Genomic DNA, 20,970 nt, shown 5'->3' on the forward strand with positions numbered 1-20,970 from the left:
TTTTTTACACTATCGTTATCTAAACAAAGTATAACGGAGGGGAATTATGGAAAAAGAGTTGACTTATACCTTGACGCTAAGGTTAGTCAAGGAAGGGATTTTTTTTGGACCAGGTGTTGTCAGGCTGTTGGAACTAGTTGAAAAAAAAGGTTCATTGAATGCTGCCGCCCGCGGAATGAACATGTCGTACAATAAAGCGTGGCGTATCATGCAAGAGGCCGAAAAGGAACTTGGTTTTCCCCTGATTCTTTCAAGTACTGGGGGAACAGACGGCGGAGGGTCGAAAGTCACTGACGAAGGCAAGCGTTTAAAAGAAAGCTATTTGGCATTTCAGAAAAAGGTTTACGAAGTTTCTGAAGAATACTTTAAAAAAGTATTCTTAAAAAGTTTAGGCGGTGACAACAAATGAAAAATATTCTTTCAGATATTCTAAAAAAGGCAGCTGAAAACAAAGACAGTGTTCTAGTAACCGTTGTCCATAACTCAGGTTCTGCCCCAAGAAGTGCGGGCAGCCACATGGTCGTGGACGAAAACGGCAGAAGCGCGGGAACCATTGGGGGCGGAATGGTAGAATTCAAGGCAATCGGTTTAGCTAAGGAACTTCTCAAAGAAAAACGCTCGTACTTGAAGGACTTTATTTTAGCACCAAATGAGGTAGAGGATTTGGGCATGGTGTGCGGCGGACAAGTCAAAGTCTTGTTTCATTATATAGACCATCAGCAAGAAAATATAATAAAAATTTTTCAGACAGCTTACGGTTCTTTTAAGAAACAGCAAACGTCCTGGTTAATCGTAAAATTAAAGGGAGATTTTGTAGATATCGGCTTTTACAGCGAGGCAACAGAATTTCTAGGAACAACAGTAGAAAAAAGTTATTTAAAAGCACCGTCTTATTTTTGGGAAGAAGGAGACAGTTTTTACTACGTGGAAAAAATCAGCGATAACAGCAAAGTTTACATTTTTGGCGGCGGTCATGTGGCTCAGGCTCTCGTGCCGGTACTTGCTGATTTGGATTTCTACACTGTCGTCTATGATGACCGCGAAGAATTTGTTTCAAAAGATATTTTTCCGCTGGCAGATGAGCGGATACTTGGGCCTTTGGATGATATTTTTTCCAAGGTGACATTGACTGAACATGATTATGGCGTAGTGATGACACGAGGTCATAAAGCTGATTTTGAATTGGAGCTGCAGCTTCTGGAAACGCCCGCTCACTACATCGGTGTTATTGGCAGCCGGCATAAAGTTGCTTTGCATAAAAAACAATTGAAAGAACAGGGAAAGACTGCGGAAGAAATTGGACGTTTGACCATGCCAATCGGGACGGCTATTAATGCAGAAACTCCTGAAGAAATAGCTATCAGTATTGCCGGTCAGCTGATTCAGCAGCGGGCATTGAGGAGAGACACCTGATGTTATCAACGAAAAAACGACATTTAATTTTATTTTCGCTGGGGATTTTTTTGGCTGTTGCAATCGTGGCTTCCGGTTATTTAGGGAAATATCCCATTCAATTTCATGAGTATATGGATACAATTTTATCCCGTGCTTTTCCTGCCCGTTTTGAAGGAATACCAGAAGTGGCAACCATACTTTTTAAAATCCGCTGGCCCAGAATCATTCTTGCTGTTTTGATTGGAGCCGGTTTGTCGATGTCTGGTGCCACCTACCAAGCTCTTTTTCAAAACCCCATGCTTTCTCAAGATATTTTAGGAGCTTCACAAGGAGCCGCATTCGGTGCGGCTTTGGGATTATTTTTCAATCAGTCTTATGAAGTGGTGGTTCTATTCTCCTTTCTTTTGGGATTGGGGGCAGTTCTTCTGGTACTCGGGCTGAATCGTTTGATTAAAAGCCAATCAAAATTAAACATGATTTTGATTGGGATGATGGTAGGGTCATTGTTCTCCTCGGCAGTTTCGTTTTTAAAATTGATTGGGGATCCGACCAATACATTGCCAGCCATTACTTACTGGCTGATGGGGAGTTTATCGTCAATTAAAATGCAGGACGTTTATTTCGCAGCACCTTTAATCCTGCTTGGCATGCTGCCGATTTATTTTCTCCGTTGGCAGTTGAATGTGATGTCTTTGGGCGAAGTAGAAGCGCTAAGTTTAGGTATCAATGTAAGAGTGGTACGCCTGATTTTAATCGCCAGTGCTACGTTGATTACTGCAACTGCCGTTTCAATCAGCGGACTGATAGGTTGGGTGGGATTGGTTATTCCTCATTTTTCGAGATTACTTTTAGGGGAAAATTATCGTTACACCATACCGGCAACTGCATTTTGCGGCGGAATTTTCTTGTTAGTTGTGGATGATTTTGCACGATTATTGACGACCAGCGAGATTCCGATCGGTATTTTGACAGCCTTTATCGGAGCGCCTGTATTTATTTTTCTCATAGCAAAAAACAGCAGACAATTGGGGAGAGACTAATGATAGAAGTTGAAAATTTAACCGTTTCATACGGGAAAAGAAAAATCCTGCATGACATCAGTTTTTCATTATCAGAGGGTCAATCGGTGTGTTTGTTGGGGAAAAACGGAGTGGGAAAAACCACGTTGTTCCGTTCATTGTTAAACACTTTGCATTATTCCGGCAAGATACTGATTGATGGGGAAGACAGTCAAAAACTTTCCCGCAATCAATTGGCCCAGCATTTGTCTTATATCCCGCAAAATAAAGGCAACACGGTAGATTATTCCGTTTTTGAGATGATTTTGATGGGCACTACCCCTCAGCTGAAAGCACATCAGCAGCCGGGGGAAAAGGAAAGGATTCAAGCTCAAAGGGCAATCGACTTGCTAAAAATAAATCATCTGAAAGAAGCGTTGTTTTCCGAACTTAGCGGAGGGGAACAGCAGTTGGTGATTATTGCCCGTTCGGTGGCTCAACAGGCAAAAATTATTTTGATGGATGAGCCTTGTGCTAATTTAGATTTTGGCAATCAAGTCCTCGTGTTGGAAATGATTCGTTACTTGTCAACTCAGGGATTTTTGATTTTCCAGTCGACCCATGATCCCAATCATGCACTGCAATATGCTGATAAGGTACTGATTATGGAAAAAGGAAGGCTGTCTGAGTCAGGTCATCCAGAAGAAATTCTTACAAGCCCTAGACTGACAGCTCTTTATCACACACCAATCGAGGTGGCAGAAGTGTCGATGGATGGAGAAAAGCGGTCCGTGTGTCTAGCCAAGAAAGGAACCAGTCATGTGGGAAATTTATGATGAATTAATCGAACAACTACCAAAAAATATTAAGATAAAAAAGATTTTTAGAGCAAAGCGCAGAATGTTTGTGGCAACCAGTTGCGGTATTGGTACGGCGATGTGTTTCACAGAGTCAATCAACGCTCCTGCTGGCTATATTGGGGAAAGTCTGCAAGATGTCGCGGAACTTATCAAGTCTTGGGATTTTGACAAAGCCAGTGTGGGGTTGGCGGCTATGAACAGCTATTTTAATCAGCCGGCAACGATTTTCTCGCAAAATTTTAAAATTCAGGGTCATCACGACGTATTTGCGGATTATCAAGAGCCTTCTCATCAAAAGATTGCGACTATCGGCTATTTTCATTACTTGGATCGTTATCCAAAGTTGAAAGAAGTTCTAAATATTTTTGAATTAAAAAATATCAAAGGAACTTATCCGGCAAGTGCAACTGAATTTTTATTGCCTGAGATGGATGTGGTCTTTATCACCGGCTCCACTCTCGTCAATAAAACCTTACCGCGATTGCTGGAGCTGAGTCATCAGGCGGAAACTGTCTTAGTCGGAGGTTCCGTTCCTTTGTCGCCAAGTTTATTTTCACACGGTGTCAATCAGCTTGCAGGCAAAGTTGTAACTAAATTTCCTGAAGATCCGGAAATTTGTCGAAGTCAAGGGGATTCATTCATATTAAAAAACAACTAAAGGGGTATTTTTATGAAAAAAATTGTTATATCATTCGTCGTCGCATTATCTTTGATAGGAATAACAGGGTGCGGCAATCAAGAAAAAAATGAATCAACAGGTGCCAGCAGCGAGCCGGCAGTAGCGAATGTTGAAGAATCAGAAAAAATCTTTGTGGATTCTGCTGGAAGAGAGGTAGAAGTTCCTGCTGACATTACGCGAATTGCGCCCTCCGGACCTTTAGCCCAAATGGTTTTATATACAGCAGCACCAGACTTGCTAGTGGGGACTGCCAACAGTTTTCCTGAAGGAGCCAAGGATTTGTTTCCCGAGAAGTATTTAGAGTTGCCGGAATTCGGTCAATTTTATGGGAAAAATGCTAGTTTGAATATGGAAGCTTTAAGTGCGGCTCATCCAGATGTGGTCATTGATATCGGAGAACAAAAGGATACGATGAAGGAAGATATGGACAAGCTTCAAGAACAGTTGGAAATTCCGACAATCTTTATTGAAGCTAATTTGGATAATATGAGTGATACTTATCAAATGTTAGGGGAATTGTTAAGTATAGAGAAGGAAACAGATAAACTTTCCGAGTATTGTGACCGAGTGTTGGCGCAAGCGGAGGAAGTGAGAGAAGCAATAGGAGATAATAAGAAAACAGTTTACTATGCAGGTGGGGAAGCAGGTTTGGATACTAATGCTGCAGGGTCATTCCATGCTCAAGTTTTGGACACTTCTGGTGTTCAAAATGCAGCAGTGGGAGTTGAAATCGCATCTAAAGGAGACGGTACTACCATTTCAATGGAGCAATTGCTACAATGGCAGCCGGAAATCATACTTGCCGTTTCTGCGGATGTTTACGATTTAATCATGAAAGATGACACTTGGAAAGATTTAGAAGCAGTCAAATCAGGTCAAGTTTATCAAGTTCCTACAACGCCCTATAATTTTTTAGGTTTCCCGCCAAGCGTCAACCGAATCATAGGCCTTCAGTGGTTAGGAAATTTAGCGTATCCTGAAGAATACGGACTGGATATCGAAAAAGAAGTGAAAGAATTTTATGATTTGTTTTATCATACGACATTGAGCGATGAACAACTCAAAGAAATTTTACAAAATGCTGGTTAAATTAGGGAACATTTAAAAACATATTAAGACAAGATGCTGACGACAATACAGCATCTTGTTTTTCGTATAAAAAATAGTAAAAATACAAAAAAAATTTGCCCAAATAAATATTTTTTATGCTATAATGGATGTGAAAACCTTAACAATTTTGGGGATAGGAGTGTAGCAAATGTATTCTTTTACTGTTAATGGTCAACCAGTAACTTGTGAGAAGGACAAAAAGCTGATGAGTTTCTTGCGTGATGATCTGCGTTTGACCGGAACAAAAGATGGGTGTGACCAAGGATCGTGTGGGGCATGTACTGTACTAATCAATGGAAAGGCTTCCAAATCGTGTTTGTTTACTTTATCAAAAGTACATGGAAAAGAAGTCACAACAATCGAAGGGATTACTGAGCGCCAAAAAGAAGTTTTTGCATATGCTTTTGCAAAAACTGGTGCGGTTCAATGCGGGTATTGTATTCCAGGTTTCTTGACTTCAGCAATCGCACTGCTGAATAAAAAACCGGAAGCAACAGAAGAAGAAATCAGAAAAGGAATTCGTGGAAATATTTGTCGTTGTACAGGTTATGTGAAAATTATCGAGGCCATTCAAATAGCAGCAAAAATGTTGCGCGAGGATGTTCCAGTTCCTCAAGAACCTGAAAACGCAAAACTCGGAGATGATTTTAAACGAATCGATGCGGTAGAAAAAACTTTAGGGACCGGTCAATATGTGGATGATGTGGTCGTACCGGGAATGGTTCATGCTTCAGCTATTCGAAGTGCGTATCCTCGTGCCCGTCTGGTGAACGTCGATGCAACAGAGGCTTTAGCTCATCCGGATTGCGAAGCTGTCTTCACTGCAGCCGATGTGCCCGGCAATAATAAAATCGGACATTTGGAATTTATTTCAGACTGGGATGTGATGATACCGGTAGGAGAAATCACCCGTTATGTTGGAGATGCTGTTGCGTTAGTCGTTTCAAAAAATAAAGAAACTCTGCAAGAAATAAAAGAGCTAGTAAAAATAGACTATGAGGAATTGACACCACTGCTTTCATGTGAAGAAGCTTTAGCAGAAGATGCACCTAAAATACACGAAAAAGGTAATGTCCTCAGTCATGAACATTTAAACACAGGAGACGTGGATGCTGTATTAGCAGCCTCTGCCCATGTGGTAACGCAACATTATTCAGTTCCGATCAATGAGCATGCGTTTATGGAACCTGAATGTGCTATTGGTATGCCTGACGGAGATGGGGTACTACTATACACAGGTAGTCAGGGAATCTACGATGAGCAGCGGGAAGTCGCCCGTATGCTTGGCTTGCCCAAAGAAAAAGTCAATGTGGAATCTAAACTTGTTGGCGGTGGTTTTGGCGGTAAAGAAGACATGAGTGTTCAGCATCATGCTGGCCTTGCAGCATACTTACTGCAAAAACCAGTGAAAGTCTTGCTTTCCAGAGAAGAAAGTTTGAAAGTTCACCCTAAACGTCATGGAATGGAGATGGATTTCACCACCGGCTGTGACGAGGAAGGAAACTTGACAGCGATGAAGGCCGTGATTTATTCTGATACTGGTGCTTATGCTTCATTAGGCGGTCCAGTACTGCAAAGGGCTTGTACTCACGCAGCAGGACCATACAAATACCAAGCAATTGACGTGGAAGGAACAGCCGTTTACACGAACAACCCTCCATGCGGTGCATTCCGCGGTTTCGGGGTTTCCCAAACTGCTTTTGCCACAGAAGGCAATTTGAATTTGCTGGCAGAAAAAGTCGGTTTGTCTCAATGGGAGATCCGCTATAAAAATGCTGTAGAAGCTGGGGATAATTTGCCGAACGGTCAGATTGTTTCCAGAAATGTGGCATTGAAAGAAAGTTTGCTTGCAGTAAAAGATGTTTATGAACAAGCTCCTTACGCAGGGGTCTCCTGTTTCTTCAAAAATAGCGGTATCGGTGTCGGTTTGGAAGATGTGGGCCGCAGTATGCTCTCAGTAGAAGATGGTAAAATTCATGTGCGTTCCAGTGCAGCAGAAATCGGTCAGGGAATCGGTACAGTATTGCTGCAAGTTGCATGTGAAACTTTGGATGTGGATCCTGCGATGATTATCGTTGAACGACCAAGTACTATTCGAACACCAAATGCAGGAACAACTACTGCTTCAAGGCAGTCATTATTCACAGGTGAAGCGACCAGACGTGCTGCACAGAAGTTAAGATATGAGCTGGACATGGGACGTTCTATGGAAGATTTAGAAGGTCAAGAGTTTTACGGCGAGTTTTCTGCTGTGACAGACGGACTAAACAGCGATAAAAAGAATCCGGTCAGTCATGCAGGCTATGGTTATGCTTCCCAGGTAGCTGTTTTACAAGAAGATGGGAAAGTAGAAAAATTTGTTGCAGCCTATGACGTTGGGCAAGTGGTCAACCCGAGAGCTGCTGAAGGACAAATCGAAGGCGGCGTAGCAATGGGAATGGGTTATGCGTTGACAGAAAAATTCCCGATGGAAGATGGATATGTTACTGCCAGATATGCAACGTTAGGTTTGCTGGATGCCACAAAGGTACCGCCGATCGAAACGATGTTTGTGCAGGCAAAAGGCATAAAAGATGGTTTGGCTTACGGTATCAAAGGGGTGGGCGAATTAGCCACTATCCCGACAGCACCGGCCATCGCAGGGGCATACTTTGCATATGACGGAAAATTCCGTCCGATATTGCCTATTGAGGACACTCCGTATCAAAAGAAAAAGAAAAAATAAAACATGAAAGTCGGTTCTAATCATAGGACCGACCTTTCTTTCATGTTTTTTAGGAGAGATGAGGATGTTTCAGGAAATTAGTGCAATTATCATGGCCAGCGGTCAATCTTTACGCATGGGAAAAAATAAATTATTTTTGAGTTATCAAGGTAAAACATTTTTGGATCGTGTGATAGAATTGACTTTAAGTGCAGGCTTTTTTGAATGTATACTTGTCATTACACCTGAAGACGCCGAAAAATGTCATTTCCCTAAAGAAGTAAAAGTTGTGCTCAATCATGAGAATCACTTAGGTCAAAGCAATTCAGTTCGTTTAGGGACGAGAGAAGCTATAGGAAACACGGGCTTTTTATATTTGACGGCAGATCAGCCTTTACTGACGGTTGAAATTCTCCAAAAAATCACTGATCATGCAGCTGTAAATAAAATTGTTTTTCCAACGGTCAACGGGGAACCGGAAAGTCCGGTTTTCTTTGGACGAAATTTTTATCAGGAATTGCTAGAAGTTTCCGGCAAAGGCGGGGGCCGTGCAGTTCGTGACAAACACCCTGAAGCTTGGGTGCCTGTTGCAGTCCATGAATCTTGCCTAAAGGATATTGATTCACCGGAGGATTATTTAGAACTGCTGGCAGGGCAGTAAAGATCAAAGTTTTATCTGCTGATTCCAAATTGTTGAAATTTATTTTTCTGGTCAGCTGCTGAAGTTTCAGAGATTTTTTAGCCATGTACTATGGAAATTAAAGGAGTAATCAAATGAATGATTTTTTATCAACTTGTACCTCAGGTGGTTGCGGGGCTAAAATCGGTGCCTCTGATTTAAGTGATCACTTGAAGAATTTGCCTAAATTTGAGAACAAGGATCTGATAATCGGTTTTGAAGAATCAGATGATGCAGCTGTCTATCGTTTGAATGAAAATGAAGCAATTATCCAGACCGTGGACTTTTTCTCTCCAATGGTGGATGATCCCTATATTTTCGGGAAAATTGCCGCTGCTAATGCATTGAGCGATGTTTATGCCATGGGAGGAACACCGGTGATTGCATTAAATATCGTTTGTTTCCCTGAACGGCTGCCCAAAGAAAGTTTGCGCAGCATGCTGCAAGGAGGCGCTGAAAAAATCCTTGAAGCAGGAGCTACTTTGGCAGGCGGACATTCGATTTATGATCATGAGCCCAAGTATGGTCTTTCCGTTACTGGGAGGATTCATCCTGAAAAGCTGGTTCAAAATAACACTCCAAAGATTGGAGACGCCCTGATTCTGACTAAACCTTTAGGTGTGGGGATTATCCTAGCAGCTCACAGAGCAGAGATGGTCAGTCCGGGGGAGTTTGATTCTGCTATTGAACAAATGATTCATTTAAACAAATATGCCGCAGATAAAATGGCGGGCTATTCTGTTCATGCCGCCACGGATGTGACTGGTTTTGGACTTCTTGGTCATGCGTTGGAAATGGCAGGGGAAAATCACAGTTTAGTGATTGACACTGAGATGTTGCCGGTCATCCCGAAAGCATTGGAACTGGCCAATGAATTTATCGTCACCGCCGGCGGTCAAAGAAATCGTCTCCATCTTGGCAGTCAAGTTTTATTAGAAGATATCCAGCCAGGGATGCAGGAAATTATGTTCGATCCTCAAACCTCGGGAGGTCTGCTGATTAGTGTGGCTGCTAAGGATGCGCCAAAACTGTTGAAGGAAATTCAGGAAACAGATAAAGAGGCAGCGATTATCGGCACAGTGGTCAAACGCGAACAGAATCCATTGATTTTATTATAAACACCTATTCCTTTCTTATATCAACTCATTTTAAGGTAGAACAGTAACAGGCAGAAAAATCTTGAGTGTTGAAGTAACAAGGAATGACGGTTAGTGAATTAAAAATAAGGACGTGTCAGAATGAAAAAAATTGAAATCGATATGCTGGGACAACCTTGTCCATTGCCGGTGGTTGCAGTAAAAAAAGCTCTGAAAGATTTTGTGGATGAAACTGGCGAAATCATCGTGTTGGTGGACAATCAAATCGCAGTAGACAATGTCAGCAAAATGGTGACACAAAAAGGTCACCGCGTTTCTGCATCGGAAGTAGAAAATCATTTTCAACTGGTGGTGGAAGTTGCGCAACAGGAGGAAAGCAGTGCTAACTTAGGAGTTGTCATCAGTATCGGTCATCAGTTTATGGGTGACGGAGATGACAAATTGGGCGCCATGTTGATGAAAAGCTATATTTATTCTTTAACAGAGTTGGACAATCCTCCAAAGAAAATTCTTTTCTATAATGGAGGTGCCCGTATCACTTGTGAGGGCTCTCAAGCGGTTGAAGATTTGAAACTCCTTGAATCTTCAGGGACAGAAATTCTCACTTGCGGTGCCTGTCTGGATTTTTATCAGCTGCTGGATAAGCTGGCTGTGGGTCAAGTGACAAATATGTTTAACATTGCAGAGGCAATGGAACAAGCCGATAAGGTCATTAATTTGTAGGAAGGTGTCACGTTTGAAGGACTATTTGTTTACATTTGACAGCACCCATGATGCCATCTCTGCTGAAAATCAGCTGACAGCAGTCATGCCTATCAAGATTATGGCACTGCCCAGCAGTATCGGCAGCGGCTGTGGTATATGTTTAAGGATAAATGAAATAAATGTAGAAGAAGCAAGAGACAGACTGAAAAATGCAGAAGTTCAAGTAAAAAACATTTATGACATTTGTCAAGACAATGGAAAGAGAACGTATAAATTATGGAATTAAAAGAATGTTTTGGCTTTGAAAAAAAAGAAATAGTGGCCATTATCGGCAGCGGCGGGAAAACGACAACTATGGAATATCTCGCCCGGTCTTTTCCCAACGAACGTGTCCTGATGGGGACAACAACGAAAATCAAGTTTCCTTCTGAGGAGAAATTTGATTACTATTGGGAAGAAAATTTTGCACATCAAGGGGTTAAAACGGGGGTCACACTTGTTGGACAAATCAATGAGACAACAGGGAAATTCGGAAGTCTTCCACAAGAAAAGTTGAGAAATTTGTTTGGAAAATTTGACAAAGTATTTTTAGAAGCTGACGGCTCAAAACGTCTTCTTTTGAAAGGCTGGAAAGACTTTGAACCAGTGGTGCCGAAAGAAACAACCATGACCATTGGTTTGATTCCAATCACTTCTTTAGGTTTGCCTATTGATGAAGAGCACATCCATCGATTGCCCGAATTCTTGAAATTGACCACTTGTAGAAAAGGGGAAGTGGTGACTGGTGAGACACTTGTTCAGACGATAACTCATCCTGATGGATTATTCGGCAAGTCAAAAGGCAAGAAAGTTCTTGGTATTTGCCAAGTTGATGACGATGAAACTTTCCTTTCGGCAGTAAAAGTTGCTGATTTACTGCCAAAAGAATTTCTCAAAGAATTGGACCGGGTCATCGCACTGAGCAGTCAACTGGAGGTAGGAAAAATCATATGGGAAAAATAACTGATACAAGAGTAGTCGTAAGAGGCGGGGGAGATTTGGCTACGGGTGTGGTTCAAAAATTATTTCGTTCCGGTTTTAAAGTGGTCGTTTTGGAAACAGCCCGTCCACTGATGATTCGCCGGACAGTATCTTTGGGCGTGGCAGTCTTTGAGAAGCAGGCAGAAGTTGAAGGGATGTCAGCAGTTTTGGCTGAGGCTGAAGAAATTGAAAGGGTTTGGTCTGAACAAAAAATCCCTGTGATCGTGGACCCATCAGGAGAAAGTTTATCAACCATCCAGCCTCATGTAGTAGTGGATTGTATTATTGCCAAAAAAAACTTAGGCATGTCAAAAAGTTTGGCTCCCATCACTATCGCTTTAGGCCCGGGTTTCCATGCTTCAAAAGATGTGGATGTTGTTGTGGAAACCATGCGTGGACATTCACTGGGAAGGCTGATTTTTTCAGGGCAAGCTAAAGCTAACACAGGTGTGCCGGGAGAGATTGCAGGGAAATCACATGAAAGGGTGATTCATGCTGCAATATCTGGCAAAGTAACCCATAAAAAACATATCGGCAATCAGGTAGCCAAAGGAGATTGTTTATTTTTAATTGACGATTTTAAGGTTCTCTCGCCGCTGTCGGGAACTTTGAGAGGATTGATTGCTGAGGGAGTTTTTGTCACTGAAGGATTGAAAGTTGCCGATGTGGACCCCCGGGAAAATGTGGATTGCTGGAGTATTTCTGACAAAGCAAGAGCCTTGGGTGGTGCAGTTTTAGAAGCTGTACTATATTTAGGGAATCAACATGGTATTTTTTAATTTTATTGGATTTTCTGAAAAAATGAAAGATCAAACAGAGAAATTTTTGTTTAATCTTCATTTTTTTTATGCCCTAAAAAATATTTTTTTCTTCCTAAAAAATATTGAGTTTTTTCTGTAATATGTTATAGTAAAGGTGTTAATTAAAAAGGTAATTATTACTTAATAGATTGTTCAGTTATTAACAATTGGAAACAATCAGCAGTCGTTGTAAGGGTTTTCAGTTATTTTACAATCGTTTGTCAATAATGTTTTATTGAAAATAAATTATTTCTAGAGAGGAAGAGGGACATGACATTAGTTAAAATCACTTATGCAAGTATGACAGGAAATACAGAGGGAATCTCAGAGATTCTTGAGGAAGCTTTCACTTCTTTGGGTGCAGAAGTTGAAAGAGAAGAAGTCGATGATATCGATGAGGATTTCTACGAAGATGCAGATGTGTGTGTATTAGCGACTTATACAGATGGCGACGGCGAATTGCCATTTAACTTTGAAGATTTCTTTGAAGAGTTGCCAGACCAAGATTTGGACGGCAAAGTATATGGCGTCGTAGGAAGCGGAGACAGCGAATTGTATCCGGATTATTTCTGTAGTGCGGCAGATGCCTTTGAAGAAGCATTTGAAAAAACAGGTGCTAAAAAAGGAGCGGACACTGTTAAAATCGAAAATGCTGCAGAAGACGAAGACATTGAAAATCTGAAAGCTTTTGCAAAATCAGTTATAGAAGCACTCTAATAAAACATTTTTTAGAAGTATTGTAATAAAATTGGGGAAAGGTGATACGTGTGTTTGAAATTACCAAAATGAGGCAATTGTCGGAAAGACAATTTGAAATGTGGGTGTCAGCTCCTAGAGTGGCAGGAAAGGCTAAAGCAGGTCAATTTGTGATTCTGCGGACAACTGAATTTGGTGAGCGTATACCTTTGACTATTGTTCAGACAGATCCGGAAAAAGGCCTAGTGAAAATTATTTTTCAAGTGATTGGAAAATCGACTGCTGAATTGGCAGCATTTAAAGCGGGAGATTCCCTTCATGACTTTGTCGGTCCTTTAGGAATGCCGGCTAATGTTAAGAAATACGGCACAGTTTTATTAGTCGGGGGCGGTGTAGGTATCGCAGCCCTCTATCCTATCATCAAGGAATTAAAAGAAGCAGGCAACCGTGTCCTGACAGTTCTAGGTGCCAAAACCAAGGAACTCGTCATATTGGAAGAAGAGTGCCGCAAGTATTCTGATGAGTTGATCATCATGACCGATGATGGTTCGCTAGGTGAAAAAGGTCTTGTGACAAATGCGATGGAAAAAGTGTTTGCACGTGAAAAGATCGATATGGCTTGGGCAATCGGCCCCAGTATTATGATGAAATTCGCAACGATGACCGCAGAGAAAAATGGCGTTCCTGTCTATGTTTCTTTAAATCCGATCATGATCGACGGTACAGGGATGTGCGGAGGTTGTCGAGTCACAGTTGGAGACGCCATTAAGTTTGCTTGTGTAGACGGACCTGAATTTTTAGGTTCAGAAGTTAATTGGGATGAGTTTTTGCTGAGATCAAAACAATATGGTCGGGAAGAAGCAGAGTCCTTTGAAGCTTATCAAAAGGAGTTGGCAGAACTTGGCTAAGAGAAGTTATACAAAAACCTATATGCCTGAACAGGCCCCGGAAACTCGTATGCATAACTTTGAAGAAGTTGCGCTAGGCTACGATCTAGAGTCGGGAAAATTGGAGGCAGCCCGCTGTCTTCAATGTAAAAATGCGCCATGTATTGATGCTTGTCCAGTGATGATAGATATCCCTGGATTCATTAAAGCGATTGAAGATGGGGACATGCCGGCGGCGTATGAAATCATTGCTCGGTATTCTAATTTGCCGGCTATTTGCGGTCGGGTTTGCCCGCAGGAAAAGCAATGTGAAATGGTTTGCCGGTTGGGAAGAAACAAACGTTTTGAGCCTGTTGCAATCGGCAAGTTAGAGCGATTAGTTGCTGACTGGGCATTGGAACAACCTATAGAAGAAAAAACGACTGTCTTTGATAAAGGGAAAGTCGCTGTCATCGGCTCAGGCCCTTCTGGGTTGACGGCTGCCGGGGACTTGGCCAAATTAGGTTATGAAGTAACAGTTTATGAGGCGCTACATTCTCCAGGCGGTGTTTTGACCTACGGCATTCCGGAATTCCGTTTGCCTAAGAAAGTAGTCAGAAAAGAAATTGCAATCATTGAAGCCCTTGGAGTCACTATCGAAACCAACGTGGTCGTTGGAAAAACGATCACAATGGATGAAATCCAGCAAAATTTTGATGCCTGCTATATTGCGGTAGGTGCAGGAGCTCCGAACTTCATGGGGATTCCTGGAACTGGACTGAATGGCGTGTATTCTTCCAGTGAGTATCTGACCCGCATCAATTTAATGCATGGCTACGAATTTCCCAAGTATGACACTCCTGTTCACCAGTCTAAAAATGTTGTGGTTATCGGTGGAGGAAACGTTGCGATGGACGCTGCACGTTCTGCAAGAAGGATGGGAGCTGACAAAGTAACTATCGTTTATCGCCGCTCAGAAGAAGAATTACCTGCTCGAGAGGAAGAATACCACCATTCCTTAGAAGAGGCCATTGACTACAGCTGGTTAAGCAACCCTATAGAATATCTAGGGGATAACAATGGACAATTAGTAGGAGTTAAATGTATCAAGATGGCTCTTGGCGAACCAGATGATTCTGGCCGCAGACGACCGGTGCCAGTTCCTGACAGCGAGTTTATCATTGAAGCAGATATGGTGATAGAAGCTATCGGTCAAGGAGCTAACAAAGTATTATTAGACACTTTTCCTGAGCTTGCCATCAACAAATGGGGATACATTGATGCAGATGAGGAAACGTGTGCGACCAGTGTTCCGGGAATCTTTGCCGGCGGTGACATAGTAACTGGAGCCGCAACAGTAATCTTGGCCATGGGAGCCGGAAAACTAGCTGCCAAAGAAATAGATACATATGTAACCAACAAAAAATAGTAAAGTTTTAGTTTGAGAAAAGGAAGCGAAAAAATGAAGAAAACAAAAACAATGGACGGAAACACAGCAGCCGCTTATATTTCCTATGCTTTTACTGAAGTAGCTGCCATCTATCCCATCACCCCCAGCTCCAATATGGCAGAGTCTGTGGATGAATGGTCAGTTCAAGGGAAAAAGAATATTTTTGGCGAAACTGTAAAAGTAGTAGAATTGCAATCAGAAGCTGGTGCCGCTGGAACGGTACATGGTTCCTTAAAAACAGGTGCTCTGACCACTACTTATACTGCGTCACAAGGATTGCTTTTAATGATTCCGAACATGTTCAAAATCGCTGGCGAGTTATTGCCAACTGTTTTCCATGTGTCCGCCCGTGCAGTAGCAACTAACGCTTTAAGTATTTTCGGCGATCACAGTGACGTGATGGCAACAAGACAAACCGGGTTCGCCATGCTTGCTGAGAGCAGTGTTCAAGAGGTTATGGACTTAGCTGCGGTGGCCCATTTAGCTAGTATTGAAGGGAAACTGCCTTTCACTAATTTCTTTGATGGTTTCAGAACCAGTCATGAGCTTCAAAAAATTGAAGTGATTGACTATGATGACTTGAAAGCATTAGTTGATTGGGAAGCATTGGAAGAATTCCGCAATCGTGGAATGAACCCTAACCATCCAGAAGTTTCTGGAACAGCTCAAAACCCTGACATTTATTTCCAATCAAGAGAAACAGTTAATAAGTATTATGATCTTTTACCGGCTATCGTACAAAAATATATGGGTAAAATCAATGAAATCCGCGGAACCGACTATGATTTGACAACTTATCATGGTGCGCCAGATGCCACTGAAGTAATTATTTCAATGGGTTCAGTTGCACCGACTATCCGTCAAACTGTTGACCATTTAAATGCTCAAGGTCGTAAAGTGGGTCATTTGAATATCCATCTTTACAGACCATTCCCGGCTGACAATATGCTGGAAAAATTACCTGAAACAGTAGAAAGAATTGCTGTTTTAGACAGAACAAAAGAACCTGGATCAGATGGGGAACCATTGCTCTTAGATGTGCAAAGTGCATTATACCGTCACGTGAATCATCCTGTAGTCATCGGCGGTCGTTATGGTATCGGTTCGAAGGATGTTACACCAGACCAAATCGTTAGTGTGTACGATCATCTTCAATTACCTGAAAAAGAAATGAAGCAACGTTTCACTATCGGTATCGTGGACGATGTGACTTACCTGTCCTTGCCTAAACAACCAATTCTTGATTTGACACCTGATTCTACTTTCCAAGCAACATTCTGGGGCTTTGGATCAGATGGTACAGTCGGTGCAAACAAACAGGCAATCAAAATTATCGGAGACAATACGGATAAATATGCACAAGCTTATTTCTCCTATGACTCTAAAAAATCCGGCGGTCTGACGGTTTCTCATATTCGTTTTGGTGATGAGCCAATCGATTCAACCTATCTGGTAGAAAGACCGAACTTTGTCGGCTGTCATAACTCTGCTTATATCCATAAATACGATATGATCGAGGGATTGAGAGATGGCGGCACATTCTTGCTAAATACAGTCTGGGATGAGGAAAAAGTCCTCAAGTTATTGCCAAATAACTTGAAACGCTATATTGCTGAGCATGATATTAACTTCTACATCATCAATGCCATGGATATTGCGCAAAAAGAAGGACTTGGACGCCGTATCAATACAGTGATGTCTGCAGCATTCTTTGAAGTGACAGATATTATGGAGCGGGAAGAATTTATGCCATTGCTGAAAGCTGAAATCGATAATGCTTATGGTAAGAAATCACGCGAAATTGTTGAGAGAAACTGGCGGGCGATTGATCAAACATTCGACGCACTTAAAAAAGTCGATGTTCCAGCTGAGTGGGCATCGGTTGAAGAAGAAGTTGAGAAACCAGCTGACAATGTTCCAAGCTTTGTAATGAACATATTAAAACCAATCGAAGCTCAAAAAGGTGATGACCTGACAATTGGTGATTTGATCGACAACGGTATGCTGGCAGGTACGATTCCAATGGGAACTTCCGCATACGAAAAACGCGGGGTTGCGCTTGAAGTGCCTAAGTGGATTCCTGAAAATTGTACCATGTGTAATGAGTGTGCGTTTATCTGTCCTCATGCAGTCATCCGTCCGTTCTTGGCTGATGAAGAAGAAATGCAAGAAGCTCCAGAAGGCTATATCACTCGTGATATGAAAGGTCGTGATGGTTTACAATATCGTATTCAAGTTTCTGTTGAAGACTGTACTGGTTGTGGTCTATGTGCGCAAATTTGTCCAGCGAAAGAAAAAGCATTAGTAATGACGCCTTACGAAGATATGCGCGAAGAAGCTGTCAATTGGGCGTTTGCCATGACCTTGAAACAAAAAGAAAATACCATGAAGAAAGAATCTGTCAGAGGTTCTCAATTCGAACAGCCGCTGCTTGAATTCTCAGGTGCATGTGCAGGTTGTGGAGAGACACCTTACGTCAGATTATTGACTCAATTGTTTGGTGATCGGATGATGATTGCTAATACAACAGGATGTTCTTCTATTTGGGGTGCATCTTCTCCAGTATCACCATACACAGTGAACCAGTTTGGACAAGGGCCTGCTTGGAGTAACTCCTTGTTTGAAGACAACGCTGAGTACGGTTATGGTATGCATATCGCTAACAACATGAAACGTTCCCGTGTATCAACTAAAGTTGAGAAAGCTCTTGAAGCCGGTGTGGGAAGTGATGAGACAAAAGCAGCATTGAAAGACTGGCTGGATAATTTCGATAAAGGTGAAGGAACACGCCAAAGAGCGAATAATTTGGTTGCGGCTCTTAAAGGCGAAACTGATTCAATGTTAGCTGATTTGCTAAAAGATCAAGATATGTTTGTGAAACCAAGTCAATGGATCATCGGTGGAGACGGATGGGCCTACGACATTGGCTTCAGTGGTATCGACCATGTTCTTGCAAGCGGAGAAGACATCAATATCTTTGTTATGGATAACGAAGTCTATGCTAATACTGGCGGACAGGTGTCCAAGGCAACACCGACATCTGCTATTGCCAAGTTTGCTGCTGGCGGAAAGAAAACATCTAAGAAAGATCTTGGAATGATTGCTGCAACATACGGTAATGTTTATGTGGCACAGATTTCAATTAATGCCAATCCAAATCAAACGATCAAGGCGTTTGCTGAAGCCGAAGCATACCCAGGACCATCATTGATTATTGGTTACACACCATGTATCAATCACGGTATCAGAGGCGGTATGACCAACAGTCTTCAAAATGCTATCGACGCTATGGAGTCTGGATACTGGCAATTGTATCGTTATGACCCTCGTTTGGCAGAAAAAGGAAAAGATCCAATGCGTATTGATTACAAGAAGGCTGACTTCAGTAAGATTCCTGACTTCTTGGCAACACAAACTCGCTTCTCTGCTTTGAGAAATGTTAAGAAAGACAAAGAGCTCGTAGAAGAGATGTTTGAACAAACGAAAGAAGATATGGAAAAACGCGCAGAAAATTATGCACGTTTGGCCAGCATGAGGAAAAAATAAGCATTGATTATAGGACCAGAGTCTTTAGGCTCTGGTCCTTTTTTGTCATTTATTTTTAGATGACAAATGACTTTCATGCACAGAAACAGGATTTTAATTGACTGGAAATTATTGGCTATCTTCTTCTGAGAGGAAAAAATTATCTGCCGATATTTTTAGAAAGAGTTATAATAGTTGAAGAAACTAAATAGTTTTGCTGAAAATGTTGACATTGACTCAGAGATTTTTCTCGGGGTCTTTTTTATATAAGAAAAGTTGTTAATCAATCAGCTGGCGGTGCTAAACCTAAAGTATTTTGGTATAATGAATGAGAAGTTTTTAATGCCTGAATTGTAAAATTAAGTTAGAAAAATAAAAATAGCCATTTGTGGTACACTCAAATTGTATTTCCGACCAAAGAAAACAAGGAGTGAGCCACAAATGACCTACAAACATCTTACCATAGACGAAATCACAATGATAGAATCTTATTTTCATCAAAAAGTTAAACCTGTCACCATTGCCAAACGCATGTGTCGAGCCATTCAAACGATTTACACGGTAGTCAACTTTTTTAAGCAAGGTTTTTCCGCCATAGATTATTGGCATCAATACAAAGAAAATAAGAAAAAATGCAGTAGAAAGAGGATCGAACTCTCTGATTCTGAGAGGCAATATATCAAAGAAAAAGTCGCTCAAGATTGGACTCCTGATATCATTATCGGCAGGCAAGAACGTATGATTCCGTGCAGCATGAGAACTCTTTATAGAAAATTCTCCAATGGAGAATTTGATGTTCAAACCCTTCCCATGAAAGGAAAAAGAAAACCTAATGGTCACCAAGAAACAAGAGGCAAACAAGCATTTAGACGAACACTTGATGACCGAACGAGATACTACCCTAATTTTAAAGAAGAATTTGGACATCTTGAAGGAGATACGATTGTAGGTATCCATCATAAAAGTGCTGTCATCACACTGGTGGAACGTGTGTCTAAAGTGATTATCACGTTGAAACCCAAGGGAAGAAAAGCGAATGATATTGAAGAAGCATTGAATCATTGGTTTGAACGCTTTCCAAAACATTTCTTCAAGTCTATTACCTTTGATTGTGGTAAAGAATTTTCTAATTGGAAAGCTGTCAGCAACCAACAGGATATTGATATCTTTTTTGCTGATCCCGGGACACCTTCACAACGAGCTTTAAATGAGCACTCAAATGGATTACTTAGACGTGACGGTTTACCTAAATCAACAGATTTTAGGGAGGTCAGTCAAGAATTTATTTCTTCTGTGAGTTGTCACAGGAATCATATCCCCAGAAAATCATTAAACTATCAAACACCTATTGAAGTCTTTTTGAGTTATGTACGAGAGGCAATTTATTCTAACTTAATTTGACAAATGAAAATGATAGAACAATATCGAATCTGATATTTTTTATCTAAATCATGGATTCTGCTTTGTTTCTAGTCTGTGTGTGTTATTTTTTAAAGGGGGGAAGAGTTGCAATGAACGCAATTGAAATACACAGCTTGACCAAAAAATTTGGAGAACAAATCGCAGTAGATAGCATAAATCTTGAAGTAAAAGAGGGAGAAATTTTTGGTTTTATCGGTCCAAATGGTGCTGGGAAATCTACCACAATCAAAGTCCTGTTAAATTTGATTTTTCCAACTCAAGGAAGGGCATTGATTTTTGGTCATGATTGCATTGAGAACTCTGTGGCAATAAAAAAATTTACCGGCTACGTTACCAGCGAAGTGAGATTGTACGATCATTTTACGGCTTTGGATATCTTCAATTATGTTTCTGAATTTCATAGTATAAAAAATTACAAAAAAGAAATCGAGCACTATGTTCAGCTGTTTGAAATAGATTTGAAAAAGAAATTTTCTGAACTTTCCTTTGGTAATAAAAAGAAGGTTGCTCTTGTTGCGGCGCTTTTACCCAATCCTAAATTATTGATTCTTGATGAACCGACTAATGGACTTGACCCGAAAATCCAAGCACGTTTTTTTGATGTGCTGAAACACAAACAGGGGGCAGGGATGACAACTTTTTTATCTAGCCATGACTTGCATGAGGTTCAAAATCATTGCGAAAGGGTCGCTTTTATCAAACAGGGTGTGATTGCAGCTGTTGAGAATCTTCAAGAAAAGAAAGCATTTATTAAAAAGATTACTTTGACTGGGGAAAAGCTTCCTTCTGCAGAAATACTGAAAATCGGGGGTAAAATCATCAGTCAGAGTCCTGAACGTATCGTTTTTACTTTTGACAGGGAGTTTAAAGCTTTATTCCAATTGCTGGAAAAAAATCCCGTACGAGATATTGATATCCGCGATGTTGACTTGGAAGAACGTTTCCTGTCCATGTACGAGTAGGG

At 41.2% G+C, this 20,970-nt stretch carries 19 protein-coding genes; all 19 read left to right on the top strand.

What is annotated here, in order from left to right; translation table 11 throughout:
* Window positions 1–46: 46 nt before the first annotated feature.
* The 19 genes from AC4PHI_RS05230 (at window position 47) to AC4PHI_RS05320 (ending at window position 20,968) form a co-directional block, all read left to right on the top strand.
* Window positions 47–409 carry a winged helix-turn-helix domain-containing protein gene (locus AC4PHI_RS05230; RefSeq protein ID WP_492201256.1) on the top strand — a complete coding sequence of 121 codons (363 nt, stop codon included), beginning with the start codon at window positions 47–49 and terminating at the stop codon, window positions 407–409.
* Complete coding sequence (gene xdhC / locus AC4PHI_RS05235) at window positions 406–1,413, top strand: xanthine dehydrogenase accessory protein XdhC (protein ID WP_492201257.1); 1,008 nt, start codon at window positions 406–408, stop codon at window positions 1,411–1,413. Before AC4PHI_RS05230 ends, xdhC begins: the two co-directional genes overlap by 4 nt.
* Entirely contained in the window at window positions 1,413–2,435 is a 1,023-nt protein-coding gene (locus AC4PHI_RS05240) for a FecCD family ABC transporter permease (RefSeq protein ID WP_492201258.1), read from the top strand. The genes xdhC and AC4PHI_RS05240 overlap by 1 nt, the downstream gene beginning before the upstream one ends.
* On the top strand, window positions 2,435–3,229 hold the full coding sequence (locus AC4PHI_RS05245) for an ABC transporter ATP-binding protein (RefSeq protein WP_492201259.1): 795 nt from the start codon (window positions 2,435–2,437) through the stop codon (window positions 3,227–3,229). Before AC4PHI_RS05240 ends, AC4PHI_RS05245 begins: the two co-directional genes overlap by 1 nt.
* Window positions 3,213–3,911, top strand: a complete 699-nt coding sequence (locus AC4PHI_RS05250) for a Rossmann-like domain-containing protein (protein WP_492201260.1) — start codon at window positions 3,213–3,215, stop codon at window positions 3,909–3,911. The genes AC4PHI_RS05245 and AC4PHI_RS05250 overlap by 17 nt, the downstream gene beginning before the upstream one ends.
* A 12-nt stretch (window positions 3,912–3,923) precedes the next feature.
* A complete protein-coding gene (locus AC4PHI_RS05255; RefSeq protein ID WP_492201261.1) occupies window positions 3,924–5,021 on the top strand; it encodes an ABC transporter substrate-binding protein in 1,098 nt (365 codons plus the stop codon).
* A gap of 169 nt (window positions 5,022–5,190) precedes the next feature.
* Entirely contained in the window at window positions 5,191–7,767 is a 2,577-nt protein-coding gene (xdh, locus tag AC4PHI_RS05260) for a selenium-dependent xanthine dehydrogenase (protein WP_492201262.1), read from the top strand.
* 64 nt (window positions 7,768–7,831) lie between these two features.
* Window positions 7,832–8,407, top strand: coding sequence for an NTP transferase domain-containing protein (locus AC4PHI_RS05265; RefSeq protein WP_492201263.1), 576 nt, complete (start codon window positions 7,832–7,834; stop codon window positions 8,405–8,407).
* 113 nt (window positions 8,408–8,520) lie between these two features.
* Window positions 8,521–9,543: a selenide, water dikinase SelD gene (selD, locus tag AC4PHI_RS05270; protein WP_492201264.1), complete on the top strand. Its 1,023-nt coding sequence runs from the start codon at window positions 8,521–8,523 to the stop codon at window positions 9,541–9,543.
* Between the two features lie 120 nt (window positions 9,544–9,663).
* The gene (gene yedF / locus AC4PHI_RS05275; protein ID WP_492201265.1) at window positions 9,664–10,245 is read left to right on the top strand and encodes a sulfurtransferase-like selenium metabolism protein YedF; all 582 of its coding nucleotides are present in this window, start codon (window positions 9,664–9,666) and stop codon (window positions 10,243–10,245) included.
* Window positions 10,246–10,258: 13 nt separating this feature from the next.
* Entirely contained in the window at window positions 10,259–10,513 is a 255-nt protein-coding gene (locus tag AC4PHI_RS05280; RefSeq protein WP_492201266.1) for a putative Se/S carrier protein, read from the top strand.
* Window positions 10,504–11,229 carry a selenium cofactor biosynthesis protein YqeC gene (gene yqeC, locus AC4PHI_RS05285; protein ID WP_492201267.1) on the top strand — a complete coding sequence of 242 codons (726 nt, stop codon included), beginning with the start codon at window positions 10,504–10,506 and terminating at the stop codon, window positions 11,227–11,229. Before AC4PHI_RS05280 ends, yqeC begins: the two co-directional genes overlap by 10 nt.
* On the top strand, window positions 11,217–12,026 hold the full coding sequence (yqeB, locus tag AC4PHI_RS05290; protein ID WP_492201268.1) for a selenium-dependent molybdenum cofactor biosynthesis protein YqeB: 810 nt from the start codon (window positions 11,217–11,219) through the stop codon (window positions 12,024–12,026). The genes yqeC and yqeB overlap by 13 nt, the downstream gene beginning before the upstream one ends.
* A gap of 291 nt (window positions 12,027–12,317) precedes the next feature.
* Window positions 12,318–12,764, top strand: a complete 447-nt coding sequence (locus tag AC4PHI_RS05295; RefSeq protein ID WP_492201269.1) for a flavodoxin — start codon at window positions 12,318–12,320, stop codon at window positions 12,762–12,764.
* Between the two features lie 50 nt (window positions 12,765–12,814).
* Window positions 12,815–13,651 (top strand): sulfide/dihydroorotate dehydrogenase-like FAD/NAD-binding protein, encoded by an 837-nt coding sequence (locus tag AC4PHI_RS05300; protein ID WP_492201270.1) that lies wholly within the window; start codon window positions 12,815–12,817, stop codon window positions 13,649–13,651.
* 22 nt (window positions 13,652–13,673) lie between these two features.
* Window positions 13,674–15,038 carry an NADPH-dependent glutamate synthase gene (gene gltA, locus AC4PHI_RS05305; protein ID WP_492201538.1) on the top strand — a complete coding sequence of 455 codons (1,365 nt, stop codon included), beginning with the start codon at window positions 13,674–13,676 and terminating at the stop codon, window positions 15,036–15,038.
* Window positions 15,039–15,071: 33 nt separating this feature from the next.
* Window positions 15,072–18,605 carry a pyruvate:ferredoxin (flavodoxin) oxidoreductase gene (nifJ, locus tag AC4PHI_RS05310; protein WP_492201271.1) on the top strand — a complete coding sequence of 1,178 codons (3,534 nt, stop codon included), beginning with the start codon at window positions 15,072–15,074 and terminating at the stop codon, window positions 18,603–18,605.
* Between the two features lie 420 nt (window positions 18,606–19,025).
* Window positions 19,026–19,985 carry an IS30 family transposase gene (locus AC4PHI_RS05315; protein ID WP_492201272.1) on the top strand — a complete coding sequence of 320 codons (960 nt, stop codon included), beginning with the start codon at window positions 19,026–19,028 and terminating at the stop codon, window positions 19,983–19,985.
* 110 nt (window positions 19,986–20,095) lie between these two features.
* A complete protein-coding gene (locus AC4PHI_RS05320; protein WP_492201273.1) occupies window positions 20,096–20,968 on the top strand; it encodes an ABC transporter ATP-binding protein in 873 nt (290 codons plus the stop codon).
* Window positions 20,969–20,970 lie beyond the last annotated feature (2 nt).

This window comes from Vagococcus sp. QWL-13 (assembly GCF_058683555.1).